Genomic DNA, 14,419 nt, shown 5'->3' with positions numbered 1-14,419 from the left:
CGCGTAGGGAGTGGTCAGGGGCGGAGCGTGGGCGCGGTGGCGGCGGGGACCACCGCCGAGTGGGCCGTGTGGTGGCAGGCGGCCGTCCACGCGGTGGCGTCCGGCCGTGGCGGGTGGGGCTCCCGTGACGGGGAGGGATCCCGTGACGGATGGAGCCCCCGTGACGGGGAGGGGTCCCGCTCCGCGCACAGGCGGCGGGAGCCGGGGTCCAGGTCGGTGAAGAGCGGGCAGCGGGGCCGGAAGGCACAGCCGGTGCCGCCGGTGGTGGGAGTGGTGCTGTCCTCGGGCAGCAGCACCCGCCGGCGGTGGCGTTCGGTGTGCGGATCGGTGCTGAGAGCGGCGTCGACCAGTGCCCGGGTGTAGGGGTGCCGCGGCCGGTTCAGGGCGGCGGCCGTCGGGCCGTGCTCGACCAGGCGCCCCCGGTAGAGCACGGCCACGTCGTCGGCGCAGCGTCGTACGAGGTGGACGTCGTGGGAGACCAGGACATAGGCCAGACCCAGCTCGCCGCGCAACCGGTCGAGCAGGTCCATGACACCGGCGCGCAGCGGGGCGTCCAGCGCGGAGACGGGTTCGTCGAGCAGCAGCAGCCGAGGCCGGGTGGCCAGGGCCCGGGCTATCGCCACGCGCTGACGCTGGCCGCCGGACAGGCGGCCGGGCCGGGCGCGGGCCACCGCCTGCTCCAGCTCCACCAGGTCCAGAAGCTCGGCCACCCGCCGGCCGCGCGCCTCGGCCGGTTCCCCTTCGAGGGCGAGCGGCTCCCCGATGAGGTCGGCCACCGTCATGAGCGGGTCGAGCGAGGAGGACGGGTCCTGGAACACCAGCTGCATCCGGCGCCGCAGCGCGTACCGGTCCGCACGGTCCAGGGTGGCCAGGTCGTGCCCCAGGACCTCCACCCGGCCCGCCTGGGGCGGTCGCAGCCCCATGATCTCGCGCAGCACCGTGGTCTTGCCGGACCCGGACTCTCCGAGCAGGGCCAGGGCCCGGCCCTCGGCAACAGTGAAGCTCACCCCGTCGACCGCCCGGACGCCGTCCCGCCGCCCGGCGCCCGGAAGGCCGCGTGCCGGGTAGTCCCGTCTCAGGGCCTCGACGCGCAGCACGTCCGGCGCGGACACCAGGGGGCGCGGGCCGGTGGGACGGGGGCGGGCCAGCTGCCGTGTGGCCGTGAGCAGTTCCCCGAGTTCGCCGTCGGGTGCGGACTCGGCGGCGAGCAGCCGTGCGACCTCGCCCTGCTGGACCAGGGCGCCGTCGCGCATCACGGCGATCCGGTCACAGGAGCGGGCCACCACCCCCAGGTCGTGGGTGATCATCAGCAGGGCGCATCCCGTGTCCGCGCGCAGCGAGTCCAGCAGGTGGAGGATCTGTGCCTGCACGGTGGTGTCGAGCGCGCTGGTCGGCTCGTCGGCGATCAGCAGTTCCGGCCCTCCGGCGATGGCCATGGCGATCGCGGCCCGTTGGCGCATGCCCCCGGAGAACTCGTGGGGGAAGGCGCCGGCCCGCCGCGCCGCCGAGGGGATGCCCACCCGGTCGAGCAGGCGTACCGCCTCCTCCCGTGCCTCCTTCCGCGTCGTCGTCCGGTGGAGCCGTACCGCCTCGGCGATCTGCCGGCCCACGGGGATCACCGGGTTCAGGGCCGTCAGCGGGTCCTGGAACACCATGCCGATCCGCCGCCCGCGGATCCGGGAGAGTTCCCGGTCGGACAGGTGGAGCAGTTCCCGCCCGTCGAAGCGCACCGATCCCTCGACCACGGCGGGCCCCGGAACGAGCCCGATCAGGGCGGATGCCGTCACGGACTTGCCCGAGCCGGAGGGACCGACGACGGCCATGGCCTGCCCCGCTGCGAGGCGCAGGTCGACTCCTCGTACGGCCCGGCGCGGGCCGCCGCCGGACCGTACGCCGTTCCGGAAGGTGACCGAGAGCCCGGACACCTCCAGCAGCTGTGCCGTCGGCGGCGGTTCCGAGCCGTGTGGCGTGTGTTCAGTCTTCATTCGATCCCCCTCTGCCTTCCTCCAGGGCGCGACGCAGCCCCTCGCCCAGCAGCCCGACGGCGCTCACCGTCACGACCAGGAACCCGACGGGGGCGAGAAACGCCCACGGGTATGTCAGTGCCGATCCGCTCCCGGTCGCCACGAGGGTGCCCAGCGACACGTCGGGAGGCTGGATGCCGAAGCCGAAGTAGCTCAGACCCGCTTCGCCGAGGATCGCGGCGCCCACATGAAGCGTGCAGTCGATCACCAGCAGGGGCACCAGGTGCGGAAGCAGATGGCGCCGCATGATCCACAGAGTCGGGGCGCCCATGTGGTGCGCGGCGGTGACGAACTCCCGCTGCCGCAGGGCGACGGTCCGCGCGCGGACGACCCGGGCGGTGAGCATCCACTGGAACAGGGCCAGGACGAGGACCATGTACAGCCAGGACCGCTCCCGCAGGAGGGGGGAGAGCACGGCCGCGACCAGGAAGGGCGGCAGGATCAGCAACATGTCGACCCCCCACATCAGGCAGCGGTCCACCCAGCGGCCCAGGTAGCCGGCGGCCAGTCCCACCGCGGCGGACAGGGTGGTGGAGAGCACGGCGACGAGGAGTCCGATGACCAGTGACTTCCGGAGCCCTTGCAGGCACTGGGCGAGCAGGTCCTCTCCCAGGCGGGACGTGCCCAGCCAGTGCTCGCCGCCCGGGGGCACCAGCATCGCGGTCCGGTCCTGGGCGACGTGGTCGTACGGCCACAGCAACGGACCCAGTACGGCCGCGCCGGCGAGGGCGAGCAGCAGCGCCGCCCCGCACACGATCGACGGGCGGCCGGGCGTGCGCCGGGCGGCCGACCGGAACCGCCCGCGGCCTTGGGCCGAGGTCCTCTCCTCGGTCAGGGTGTTCACGGGCCGGCCCTCCGGATCCGCGGGTCGAGCAGGGCCAGCACGCCGTCGGCCAGCATTCCGGCCAGGACCACGAGGACCGCGATGAACAGCGTCACCGAGGCCACGATGTTCGCGTCCTCGTCCTGGATCCCTCGGAGCAGCCAGTCGCCCATGCCGTTCCAGCCGAAGACCCGCTCGGTGAACACCCCGCCCGTCAGGTGCAGTCCGAAGGTGAACGCGAACAGCGTCACCATCGGGATGAGTGCGATCCGTACGCCGTGCCGGAGTACCGCCTGACGGTGGCGCAGCCCCTTGGCGCGGGCCGCGCGCAGGAAGTCGCTGCCCAGGACGTCGAGCATGGCCGCCCGTTGGTAGCGGCTGTAGAAAGCGGCCTGCGGAAGGGCGATCGCGAGGGTCGGCAGCGCGAGGTGGCGCAGCCGGTCGCCGATCGCCGCCCACCCCGTGTGGTCGGCTCCGGGCGTGGTCTCGGCCGAGAAGTACAGCAGTTGGGTGCCGGCCGCCTCGTTCAGGGGCAGCCAGAGCATCTTGAGGACCGTGCCCAGGACGAACACCGGCACGGCGAGGATGATCAACGACGCGAACAGTGACATCCGGTCCGACGGCCGTCCGTCGCGCAGCGCGTTCCACAGCCCGATCGCCACGCCGAGGACGATCGCGAGCAGGCTGCCGGCCAGGAAGAGACGCACGCTGGTGCCGCAACGCCGCCACAACTCGTCCCCGATCTCCTGGCCGGTGACCGTCTCGCCGAAGTCGCCGTGGGGGACACCGGCCAGCCATCCCAGGAAGCGCTGGGGCACCGGGTCGTCCAGGCCGAGGCGCTGCGCCTGCGCGTCGATCACCGCCTGGGGCGGCGGCGGTTGCTGCCCGCGCAGCTCCGCGAGCGGATCGAAGCTGATCGACGCCAGGACGTACGCGGTGAAGGTGGCGGCCAGGCACAGGCCGAGCCGCCATGCCAGGCGGCGCAGCAGGCGTCCCGCCGCCCCAGCCGGTGGGCCGCTCGGTGCGGCCACCGCGCGGACACCGGCTGCGCGGGGCGGCGAGAGGGAGGTCACTTCAGGAATCCCGCATTCCCGAACCCGTACGCCCCGAGCCCGCGCGCACCGTAGTTGGCGACTTCCTCGCGGACCGCGTAGGCGCCGGAGCCCGCGTACAGCGGCAGGTGGTGGGCGTGGCGCCAGGCCAGCACATCGATCTCGTTGGCGATGTCGCGCCGCTTGGCCGGGTCCAGTTCGGCCAGGCCCCGGTCGTACAGCGTGTCGATCTCGGGGATGTAGACGCGGCCGAAGTTGCTGCCGGCGTCGTCACCCTGCGGCTTCTGGAACACCGGACGGTCGTGGGCGAACGGCGAGGCGGACTTGGTCCATTCGAAGGCGATCAGGTCGAAGTTCCCGGGGATCAGGTAGCTGTCGTAGAACTTGTCCAGGGGCACGGAGGTGATCCGGGCCTCGATGCCGGCCGCCCGCAGCTGGTCGGCGATCAGGCCGCACACCGACTTGCCGACGGGCGTGGCCTGTCCGACGAGTCGGAGCGTGAGCTTCTTGCCGCCCTTCTCGCGGCTCTCACCGGACTTCTTCCAGCCGAGGGCGTCCAGCTGCTTGCCCGCGGCAGCGGGGTCGAACGGCAGGGTGGCGGAGTTGTCCCGGTAGCCGGGGTCGCCGGGCGGCAGGATGTGGTTGCCGACCGGCTTGGCGTCCGGCACGATCCGGCCGATGAGCGCGGTGGTGATGGCCTTCGGGTCGATGGCCTGGGCGACGGCGCGGCGCAGCTTCTCGTCCGCCAGCGGGGCCCCGGGCGCGCCGTTGAAGGTGAGCTGCCCGGCGAGCCGTTCGGGCGCCTGCCGGATCTCGACGCCCGGCATGCTCTTGGCCCGGCTGAAGAGGTCGAGGTCCGCGCCGATGGGGTACAGGTCGATGCCCCGGTTGGCGAGTTCGTCGGCGCGGGCCGCCGGGTCGAGTGCGCGGAGGATGACCCGCTTCAGCGGCGGCTTCTGCGCCCACCAGGAGGGGTTCCGCTTGAGGTCGATGGTCTTGCCGGTCTTGTCGATCTTCTCCACGGCGAACGGGCCGGAGGTGATCGCGGGTGACTCGAGCCAGCCCTTGTTGAAGTCCTGCGGTGAGCCGGTCACTTCCTTGGGCAGCAGCGGGGTGAAGAGGCCCTGCCACTCGGCGAACGGCTTGCCGAACGTGACGACGGCCTCCTTGTCGGAGGCGCCCTTCCGCACCGAGGACATGTCGGCGTAGCCGACGTTGCTGTAGCCCTCGTACGCCTTGTTCTTGCCGTTCAGGGCCTGCCACTGGCCGTGGAGGTCGCTCCAGTTGATCGGGCGGCCGTTGCTCCAGACCGCGTCCTTCGCGATCCGGTACGTGAGGACCTGGGGTGAGGTGGAGGTCAACTCCACCGAGTCGAAGAACGCCTTGTTCACCTTCTGCGTACCGTCGGGTGCGTCGCTGAACGCTCCCGGCAGGATCGCTTCCGCCAGCTGCCAGGTCACCACGCGCGCCCCGTTGAGCTGGATGGGGTTGTAGTTCGTCGGCAGGGCGTCCACCGGCACCCTCAGGTCGCCGCCGTCCCGCAGTGCCGCGACCGGCTGCGCGTTGATGTCCTGCGCGCCGCGCACGGCGGGTGTCCGCGGCGCCTTCGCGTCCTGCTCGCCGTCGGATCCGGCGCACCCCCCGGCGAGGAGGGCGACACCGAGGGCCAGCACGACCGCTTGGCCGCGTCTGCGCGTTCTGAGCATGCCTGTGAGTCCTTTCCCGGCGGCCATCCGGACGCCTCACCGAGGAACGTATAGAAAATGATTATCAGTTTCAATAGGCGCTTCCGACTCGTCTCGCCATCCGGACGCCGGCGCTGCGTCACCGAGAGCAGGCGGTCGGGGGCGCTTTGAAAACGGGATCCATTTGCATGTAGCGTGGGGACGTACCCACGTGAGCAGGAGAACACCATGGCCGTGCCCAAGCGGAAGATGTCCCGCAGCAACACCCGCCACCGCCGCGCGCAGTGGAAGGCCACCACGCCGCAGCTCGTGCCGGTCACGGTCGACGGAGTGACCTACTCCGTACCGCAGCGGCTCGCCAAGGCGTACCAGCGCGGCCTGCTGCGCCCCGAGGGCTGAAGGGCATGACCGAACGACTGCCGGTCACCGTCCTGTCGGGCTTCCTCGGGGCGGGCAAGACCACCCTGCTCAACCACGTGCTGAGCAACCGCGAGGGGCTGCGCGTCGCCGTCATCGTCAACGACATGAGCGAGATCAACATCGACGCCGCGCTCGTCCGCGGCGGCGACGCCGCACTGTCGCGGACCGAGGAACGCCTCGTCGAGATGACCAACGGCTGCATCTGCTGCACCCTGCGCGACGACCTCCTGGAGGAGGTCGACCGCCTCGCCCGCGAGGGCCGCTTCGACTACCTGCTGATCGAGTCCAGCGGCATCTCCGAGCCCATGCCGGTGGCCGCCACCTTCGCCTTCCCCCGCGACGACGGCGCCACCCTGGGCGATCTCGCCCGCCTCGACACCATGGTCACGGTCGTCGACGCCGCCAACTTCCTGCCCGAGCTGGAGGGCGGCGACGGGCTCGCCGAACGCGGGCTCGACCAGTACGAGGACGACGAGCGCACCGTCAGCGACCTGCTCATGGACCAGATCGAGTTCGCGGACGTCATCGTCCTGAACAAGCTGGACCTCGTCGACGAGGAGCAGGGCACGCGGCTGCGCGCCGCCCTGACACGCCTCAACCCGGTCGCCCGGATCGTCCCGGCCCGTCATGGCCGGGTGGACCCCACGCGGATCCTGGGCACCGGCCTCTTCGACCTCGAACGCGCCCAGCAGGCACCCGGCTGGGTCATGGAACTCAACGGCGACCACGTGCCGGAGACCGAGGAGTACGGGATCTCCAGCACCGTCTTCCGCTCGGCCGCCCCCTTCCACCCGGGCCGCCTGTGGACCTTCGTCACCGAAGGACTCGACAGCGGCGCATACGGTCAGGTACTGCGCTCCAAGGGCTTCTTCCGGCTCGCGACCCGACCGCTGGTGACCGGCCTGTGGTCGCAGGCCGGTTCCGTCGCCCGGTTCGAACCCGCCGGCGCCCAGGACCCGGGCGCGCCGCAGGGCCAGGAACTCGTCTTCATCGGCACCGGGCTGCGCCCCGAGGCCCTGCAGACCGCGCTCACCGAGTGCCTCCTGGCCGAGGGAGAGACACCGCCCGCCGCCGACCCGTTCCCCGAATGGGACGCGTACGGATTCGGCGACGACAGCTGCGAACACGAGCACGCCCCTCCCCTGCTCGCGGCGCAGAGCTGAGAACTCCGGGTCGGGCGGTGGTCGCAGCCACGGCACCGCCCGACCCGGTACACCTGCCCGCGCCCTCCCCCAGGAACGGAGGGCTCGTCGCAGCACACCATCCACCGGATCCGTCACGGCGACAGACGCGCAGGAGGAGACCATGGCCAAGCACGGCGTGCACCTCGGAGCGGTCCAGGAGACACTGCTGATCCCGCTGTACGGCCGGGCGGTGGAGAACCGGAAGCCCGACCCGGCGCTGCGCGATCCGCGCGCCGAAGAACTCGTCCGGGCGATCGACTACGACTTCTCCCCCTTCGACGAACTCCCCAGCCTCGTCGGGACCGTGCTGCGCACCAGCCTGTTCGACCGCTGGGTGGCCGAGTTCCTCACCGCGCACCCGACCGGGACGGTCGTGGAGATCGGTACGGGCCTCAACACCCGGTTCGAGCGCGTCGACAACGGCCGGGCCCACTGGTTCGACCTGGACCTTCCGGACGCCATCGAGCTGCGCCGGGCCTTCTTCACCGACACTCCGCGCCGCACCATGATCGACGCGTCCGTGACCGAGGAATCCTGGACCCGGACGGTGACCGAGGCCGGGGGTCCCTACTTCTTCAGCGCCGAGGCCGTCCTGCCGTTCCTGGACGAGGCGGAGGTACGGCACGTCATCGGCCTGATCGCCGGCCGCTTCCCCGGCTCCCTGCTCGCGCTGGACACCGCCGGCCCCGGCTTCATCACCGCGCAGGACACCCACGACGCCCTGAGCAAGGTCGTAGCCCGCATGCGGTGGTCCTGCCCCGGCCCGGCCGTCCTCGCGGAGTGGCAGCCGGGCGCCCAGGTGCTCGCCTCCCACACCCTGAGCGGACTGCCGCGGCCGATGTTCGACGCGCTGCCCGTCGCCTACCGGAACATGCTCACCGAGCTCGCCGTACAGCGTCTGCCCCAGGTCGAGGAATACCGTCTCAGCCTGCTGCGCCTGCCGGACAGCCCCCACACGACGTCACGGTGACGTGCGAACGAGTGCGCCCCGCCGTCGCGGGGCGCACTCGTTCACTCACCCGGAACCGACTGGCTAGTGGTCGTCCCAGTGGCCGTCGTGTGCCGCGTGCCGGTGGCCGTCGTGGACGTAGTCCACGTGGTCACCGTGCGGGACGGCCACATGTCCGCAGCCTTCGCCGTGCGCGTGATCATGACGAGAGTGCTCCCGGTGCTCGCCGGTCTCGCACTCGTCCACGTGGTCCTGGTGGCTCCGGTGCAGATGCCCGTCGTGCACGTAGTCGACGTGGTCGCCGTGCGGAACGGCCACGTGACCGCAGTCCTCGCCGTGCGTGTGGTCGTGCCCGGGGTGCGGCCGGTGTTCCACTGCTGTGGCCACGCTGATCAACTCCTCTGGTTCGGGCCGCCGGATTCCGCATGGCGGCGACTATGCCGAATGTCCTTTCCCTCCCCCGTGGCAGAGTGACATACGGGATACGCACCTGCAAAAGGTCATCGTCTTATGACGTGTCGTGAACTCGATAACGGTTTCCAGTGCGCACGTTCACTTTCGCGACGCGGCGCCCGTGCCTTCCGTGAGTCAGCGCACGCGGCGTTCCTCCAGGGGGGCCGCGTGCAGGATCTCTTCGCTCACGTGCGGAAGGTGGGGGGTGTGGTTGACCAGGCGGGCGGAGTTGCCGACGACGGCGATGCTGCTGGTGTTGTGGAGCAGCGCGGCGAGGACCGGGTTCATGGAGCCGCCGGCGCCCGCGACGAGACCGAGCAGGTTCACGCCGATGGCGAGGCCGTAGTTCTGGCGTACGACGCGCAGGGTGTGGCGGCTGAGTTCGACGACCGCGGGCACCTGGCGCAGGTCGTTGCCGGCGAGGGCGATGTCGGCGGTCTCCAGGGCCACGTGCGAGGAGTGTTCGCCCATGGTGATGCCGACGTCCGCGAGGGCGAGGGCCGGGGCGTCGTTGGTGCCGTCGCCGACCATCGCGACGACGTGGCCCTCGGCCTGGAGGTCGCGGATCAGCTGGAGTTTCGCCTCGGGCAGCGCGTGCGCGTGGACCTCCGTGATGCCGAGCGCGTCCGCCACGACCTGGGCCGTCTCCGGGGCGTCGCCGGTGAGCAGGACCAGCCGTGAGACGCCGAGTTCGCGCAACTGCCGTACGACGGTGTCCGCGCCCGCGCGTACGGCGTCGGAGACACCGAGCAGGCCGATGAGGTCGGCGTCGTGAGCCAGGCAGATGACGGTCTCCCCGCCGCGGCGCAGCCGGTCGGTCCACCCCTGGGCGGCGTCGGTGAGGTGGATGCCGTGCCGGCGCAGCAGCGCGGGACTGCCCACCAGGAGGCGGGTGCCGTCGAGTTCGGCACGCATCCCCATACCGAGGACGACCTCGCACGCCTGGTGGAGGGGGACGTGCAGGTGCTGTTCCTCGGTATGGGCGACGATGGCCTGGGCCAGAGGGTGGCGGGCGTGGAGCTCTCCGGATGCGGCCAGGCTCAGCACCTCGTCGGCGCCGAACCGTTCGCTGAGCGTGACCACACTGGTGACCAGGGGCCTGCCGAAGGTCAGGGTGCCGGTCTTGTCGAAGACCACGGCCGTCACCCGGCCGACGCCTTCGAGGTGGGTGCCGCCCTTGATGAGGGTGCCGCGCCGGGCGCCGTTGCCGATGGCGGCGCTGATCGCGGTGGGGGTCGCCAGGCCCGCGGCGCAGGGACAGGCGATGAGCAGCATCGTCATCGCCCGGCGCGGGTCACGGGTCACGGCGTACGTGAGGGCGGCCAGGGCGAAGGAGACGGGGACGAAGCGCTGGGTGAAGCGGGCGGCGACGGTCTGGATGGGGGCCCGGTCGCTCTGCGCCTCCTCGACGCGGGTGATGATCCGGCCGACCGTGGTGTCACGGCCGACGGCGTCGGCGCGGACGGTGAGCGAGCCGGAGGTGACGATGGTGCCGGCGTAGACGTGGGCGCCGGCGCGTGCGTACACGGGCAGCGCCTCGCCGGTGACGGCGGCCTGGTCGACCAGTGCCTCGCCGCCGGCCACGTGCCCGTCGACGGGGATGCGGTGGTGCTCGTACACGGCGACCGTGTCGCCGGGTTCCAGCTGCTCCAGCGGGACCTCGATCTCCACGCCTTCCTCCCGGACCAGCCAGACGCGCTCGTCGCCGATGGTGAGCAGGTCCTCGATGGCCCGGCGGGTGCGGCGCAGGGTGAGGGTCTGGAGGAACTCCCCGATGTTGAGCAGCCACAGGACGGTCAGGGCGACGACGTTCTCCCGCAGGATCAGGGAGATGACCGTGGCGGCGGTGACGAGCGTGTCCGTACCGGGGCTGCTCCGGCCGCGCAGGGTTCGCAGGGCCCCGCGGAAGAACGGCAGGCCGGTGAAGACGGTGATCGCGCCGAGGACGCCGGAGGAGCCGATGCCGATCCTGGGGCGCGCGAGCAGCCTGCGCAGGGCGACGACGGCCAGCACGGCTCCGCCGATCACGAGCCGGGCGACCTCGCCGGTGGAGGAGTCGGGTGCGGACCGGGTGGCCTTGGCCGGTGCGGACGGCGGCGGGGCCGGTTCGAGGGCGGCGGCAAGAGCGTCCACGTCGAGATCGGCGGGGTCCATCCAGATGACGACACTGCCGGTACGGGGGAAGACGCGCAGCGCGCGGAACCCGGACAGTCCGGTGAGCCGGTCGTCCACGAGCCCGGCGCAGCCGGGACGGTCCCTGAGCCAGGGGACGGTCAGCCTCGCCCGCCCCGTTGCGACCGAGCGGACGAGCACCGTCGACATGATCAGTGCTCGTGACCGTGGTCGTGGTGGTCGACCTGGACGGCCGAGGGCGGCGGAGCTTCCTCACCGAGCGAGGTACGGGCCTCCGCGAGCATGTCCCCGGCCTTCAGCCGGGCCTCCTCCGCGGCCGAGGACAGCCACCGGCCCGCCACGATGCCTCCCGCGAGCCCGCCCACCAGCGCCTTGCGGGCGGCCGGTTTCGCATCGGGGAGCTTCTGCACGATCAGTACGCCCACGACACCGGACACCGCGTAGTGGGCCAGCTTGCCGGCGGTGGCGCCGACGACGGCGAGGGGATGCATGACAGCCTCCTTCAGCGCGCCCCGGGGGTGCGACAGGCTTCCCCTTCCAGTCTGGCTCCCCCGGCAGTCACAGTCGAATGGGCCCTCTCAGGCGCGGGGAACTCCCGGGCGCTCGGCGACAGGGACGGCTCGGGCGGTGCCGGCGGCCCTGCGCGAGCCCACGAGGCGGCAGGCCAGGTAGAGCAGGAACGCGAGGGTCGTCACGTACGGACTGATGGGGATGGAGCTGCCCAGGGAGAGCAGGATGCCGCCCTCCATGGAGACCAGCGCGAACAGGACGCTCAGCACGGGCAGCAGCACCGGGGAGGTGGTGACCCTGGCCGCGGCGGCCGCGGGGGTGACGAGCAGGGACAGCACCAGCAGCGCCCCCACCATCTGCACGCACAGCGCCACCGCCAGACCGAGGACGAGCATGAACGCCAGCGACAGGGCCCGGACGGGCACTCCTCGGGCCTCGGCCACGTCGGGGTCGGCGCTGGCGAAGGTCAGGGGCCGCCAGAGCACGGCGAGGGCGGCCAGCACGACGACCGACGTGCCCACCAGCCAGGCCGTCTGCGGGGTGTCGACGGCCACGATCTGCCCGGTCAGGATGCCGAACTTGTTGGCAGCCCGGCCCTGGTACAGCGAGAGGAACAGCACGCCGAGTCCCAGCCCGAACGGCATGATGATGCCGATCACCGAATTGCGGTCGCGGGCGCGGACCCCGAGCAGGCCGATCGCGGCGGCCGCGAGCAGCGAGCCGACGATCGACCCGGCGACGATGTTGACCCCGGCCAGCAGGGCGGCCGCCGCACCCGCGAACGACAGCTCGCTGATGCCGTGCACCGCGAAGGGCAGGTCCCTCATGACCACGAAGACGCCGACGAGGCCGCCCACGAGGCCGAGCAGGGCTCCGGCCAGCAGCGAGTTGTGCACCAGGGCCAGCAGCTCTCCGTAGTCCGTGAAGTCGAAGATCCGCTGCCAAACGCCCGGGTCGGTGCCGTTGGCGGTGGGCGGCGGGCCGGTCGGGGCGCTCATGGCGGTGCGGCCCCGTTCGGCCGGGCGGCGTGGTGCGGGGAGGCCGCGTCCGGCGCGCCCACGACCACGATGCGGCCCCGGACCCGCAGGACGTCCACCTGGGTCCCGTACAGCCGGGACAGAACGGCGCTGGTCAGCACCTCTTCCGGTGGGCCGGTGCGGAAGCCGCCGCCGGCCAGGTAGAGCACCCGGTCGGCCGGTCCGAGGACCGGATTGATCTCGTGGGTCACGAAGACGACCGCGGTGCCGGCGGTCCGGCGCCGCCGGTCGACGAGGTCGGTGACGGTGCGCTGGTGCTGGAGGTCGAGGGAGAGCAGCGGCTCGTCGCACAGCAGGACCCGGGGGTCCGTGGCCAACGCTTGTGCGATGCGGACCCGTTGCTGTTCACCGCCGGAGAGCCGGCCGACGGGGACGTCGGCGTAAGGCAGCGCTCCGACGGAGTCGAGCAGCTCCTCCACCCTTCGGTGGACCGCCGACCGGGCGAGCGGAAGGCCCCAGCGGTGCCCGTCGAGGCCGAGCCGTACGAGGTCTCGTGCGCGCAGCGGGGTGTGGGCGAGCGGCGCCTTCTGCTGGGGGACGTAGCCGATGAGCCCGCCGCTGCGGTGCGGCGGCCGGCCGAGGACCGCGACGGACCCCGCGGTGAGAGGCAGTCTGCCGAGGAGGACGCGCAGCAGGCTCGTCTTGCCCGAGCCGTTGGGGCCCAGCACGGCGAGGAACTCGCCCGGTCGCACATCGACGTCGAGGCCGCTCCACAGGACGCGCTCGCCGTAGGAGAGCGCGGCGCCCCGGAGGCTCACCGCCGGCGCGTCGCCCTCGCCGGCGGTGTGGGCGACCCGCTCCGTCCGAAGCGGCCGGGGCTGCGGCCCGGGGACGTCGGTGCGCCGCATCAGCGGTCCAGGGCGCGGTCGATGGCCGTGATGCTGGCGCCCATCCAGCCGAGGTAGTCCTCGCCCGGAGGAAGCGTCTCGGTCACGGGTACCACGGGTATCCCGTTGTCCTCGGCGGCCGCCTTCACCCTCTCCGTCTGCGCGCCGGTGGTCTGCTCGTTGTAGACCAGTGCCCGCACGCTGCGGTCGGTGAACAGTGCCAGCGTCTCGCCGAGCACGCGGGGCGGCACGTCGTCGCCCTCCTCCACGGCCTCACTGAAGGCGGCGGGGGTCTTGTTGACCAGGCCGCACGCCTCGGTCAGGTAGAGCGGGACGGGTTCGGTGACCGCCACCGGAGTGCCGGTGTGGTCGGCCTCGATCCGGTTGGTCCGCTGTTCGAGTCCGGCGAGCCCGTCCTTGAAGTCCTCGGCGTTCTTCTCGAAGACGCCGGCGTCGGCGGGCGCGATCGTGGCGAGGGTCTGGGCGATCCGGTCGGCGAGACGGCCCATGGTGGGCAGGTCGTACCAGACGTGTTCGTTGAGCTCTCCGTCGGCGCCGGGCGACTTGCCCGAGACCTGCACGGCGTTGATCACCTCCGCCGAGGTGTTGTCCGTGCCGCGCAGCATCGTGCCGACGAAGTCGTCGTAGCCGCCGCCGTTCTCGACGACCACCCTGGCCCGGGAGAGATCCAGCTGGGTACGGGTGTTCGCCTCGTAGGAGTGCGGGTCCTGGGCAGGATCGTTGATGATCGAGACGACGGCGACCCGATCGCCGCCGATCCGCTCCACCACGTCTCCGTAGACGTTCGTGGAGGCGACCACGGGGATCGGGGTGGGCGCCGCGGCCACGGGAGCGGGCATCCACGCGCAGAGCAGGGCCACGGATGCTCCGAGAAGTACGTGCGGTGGGCTGATCGACACGCCACTCATGGGTCCTCCCTGGTCGCGGGAAGCGAAATGGCAATCACTTCGATTGTCGCCCCATGCGCCCAGGCTCTCCAGCGGACGGGTGGGAAATCCAGGTCGACAGTATTGAAAATGGATGCCATTGGCGCTTACGGTCTGACCGTCCGCGTGTGGCACACCCCGGGCCCGCGAGGGGGACCGGCAGTGCCACGCGCGGACACCTCGACCCCCGGAGCCGGACCACCCAGGGTCGTTACCGCCCCAGGGGCGGGGCGCGAACGACAGCAGCCGACGACCTGCCCGCATGAGCGGCTCGCATGAGCGGCTCGCCCCCACCTCCTGCACCGCGGAGCGCACGTCGCCCCCACGGCGTGACCGCCGGCTCGTCGGCGATCTCGTACCGCATCCATCGCCGGC

General features: G+C 72.0%; 13 protein-coding genes. 3 read left to right on the top strand and 10 right to left on the bottom strand.

Annotated features, from left to right (window positions below; genetic code table 11):
- Positions 1-14: 14 nt before the first annotated feature.
- From OO47_RS27285 to OO47_RS27270, 4 genes are read right to left on the bottom strand one after another with little or no spacing between them, the layout of a single operon-like run.
- The gene (locus tag OO47_RS27285) at positions 15-1,985 is read right to left on the bottom strand and encodes a dipeptide ABC transporter ATP-binding protein (protein WP_063831939.1); all 1,971 of its coding nucleotides are present in this window, start codon (positions 1,983-1,985) and stop codon (positions 15-17) included.
- Positions 1,975-2,868 carry an ABC transporter permease gene (locus tag OO47_RS27280; protein WP_030214494.1) on the bottom strand — a complete coding sequence of 298 codons (894 nt, stop codon included), beginning with the start codon at positions 2,866-2,868 and terminating at the stop codon, positions 1,975-1,977. Before OO47_RS27280 ends, OO47_RS27285 begins: the two co-directional genes overlap by 11 nt.
- Complete coding sequence (locus OO47_RS27275) at positions 2,865-3,878, bottom strand: ABC transporter permease (RefSeq protein WP_078489948.1); 1,014 nt, start codon at positions 3,876-3,878, stop codon at positions 2,865-2,867. The genes OO47_RS27280 and OO47_RS27275 overlap by 4 nt, the downstream gene beginning before the upstream one ends.
- A gap of 38 nt (positions 3,879-3,916) precedes the next feature.
- Positions 3,917-5,605, bottom strand: coding sequence for an ABC transporter family substrate-binding protein (locus OO47_RS27270; RefSeq protein ID WP_030214498.1), 1,689 nt, complete (start codon positions 5,603-5,605; stop codon positions 3,917-3,919).
- Positions 5,606-5,812: 207 nt separating this feature from the next.
- Between OO47_RS27270 and rpmF the strand changes: the two genes are divergently transcribed.
- The 3 genes from rpmF (at position 5,813) to OO47_RS27255 (ending at position 8,158) form a co-directional block, all read left to right on the top strand.
- Positions 5,813-5,983 (top strand): 50S ribosomal protein L32, encoded by a 171-nt coding sequence (rpmF, locus tag OO47_RS27265; protein ID WP_030214499.1) that lies wholly within the window; start codon positions 5,813-5,815, stop codon positions 5,981-5,983.
- 5 nt (positions 5,984-5,988) lie between these two features.
- Positions 5,989-7,167 carry a GTP-binding protein gene (locus OO47_RS27260; RefSeq protein ID WP_030214502.1) on the top strand — a complete coding sequence of 393 codons (1,179 nt, stop codon included), beginning with the start codon at positions 5,989-5,991 and terminating at the stop codon, positions 7,165-7,167.
- A 142-nt stretch (positions 7,168-7,309) separates the two neighbouring features.
- Positions 7,310-8,158 (top strand): class I SAM-dependent methyltransferase, encoded by an 849-nt coding sequence (locus OO47_RS27255; protein ID WP_030214505.1) that lies wholly within the window; start codon positions 7,310-7,312, stop codon positions 8,156-8,158.
- A gap of 63 nt (positions 8,159-8,221) precedes the next feature.
- On the opposite strand, the gene OO47_RS27250 is transcribed toward OO47_RS27255, so the two are convergent.
- From OO47_RS27250 to OO47_RS27225, 6 genes are all read right to left on the bottom strand, one after another.
- Positions 8,222-8,524, bottom strand: a complete 303-nt coding sequence (locus tag OO47_RS27250; protein ID WP_051736410.1) for a hypothetical protein — start codon at positions 8,522-8,524, stop codon at positions 8,222-8,224.
- Positions 8,525-8,725: 201 nt separating this feature from the next.
- Positions 8,726-10,912, bottom strand: coding sequence for a heavy metal translocating P-type ATPase (locus tag OO47_RS27245; RefSeq protein ID WP_030214510.1), 2,187 nt, complete (start codon positions 10,910-10,912; stop codon positions 8,726-8,728).
- A 2-nt stretch (positions 10,913-10,914) separates the two neighbouring features.
- On the bottom strand, positions 10,915-11,214 hold the full coding sequence (locus OO47_RS27240) for a DUF1490 family protein (RefSeq protein ID WP_030214513.1): 300 nt from the start codon (positions 11,212-11,214) through the stop codon (positions 10,915-10,917).
- A gap of 87 nt (positions 11,215-11,301) precedes the next feature.
- Positions 11,302-12,231, bottom strand: a complete 930-nt coding sequence (locus OO47_RS27235) for a metal ABC transporter permease (protein WP_030214515.1) — start codon at positions 12,229-12,231, stop codon at positions 11,302-11,304.
- Positions 12,228-13,118 (bottom strand): metal ABC transporter ATP-binding protein, encoded by an 891-nt coding sequence (locus OO47_RS27230; protein ID WP_030214518.1) that lies wholly within the window; start codon positions 13,116-13,118, stop codon positions 12,228-12,230. Before OO47_RS27230 ends, OO47_RS27235 begins: the two co-directional genes overlap by 4 nt.
- Complete coding sequence (locus OO47_RS27225) at positions 13,118-13,957, bottom strand: metal ABC transporter solute-binding protein, Zn/Mn family (protein ID WP_234323312.1); 840 nt, start codon at positions 13,955-13,957, stop codon at positions 13,118-13,120. The genes OO47_RS27230 and OO47_RS27225 overlap by 1 nt, the downstream gene beginning before the upstream one ends.
- Positions 13,958-14,419: the final 462 nt, after the last annotated feature.

It is taken from the genome of Streptomyces bikiniensis (assembly GCF_000716625.1).
In the GTDB taxonomy this organism is placed as follows: domain Bacteria; phylum Actinomycetota; class Actinomycetes; order Streptomycetales; family Streptomycetaceae; genus Streptomyces; species Streptomyces bikiniensis.
This window is presented reverse-complemented; position numbering and strand designations above follow the sequence as displayed.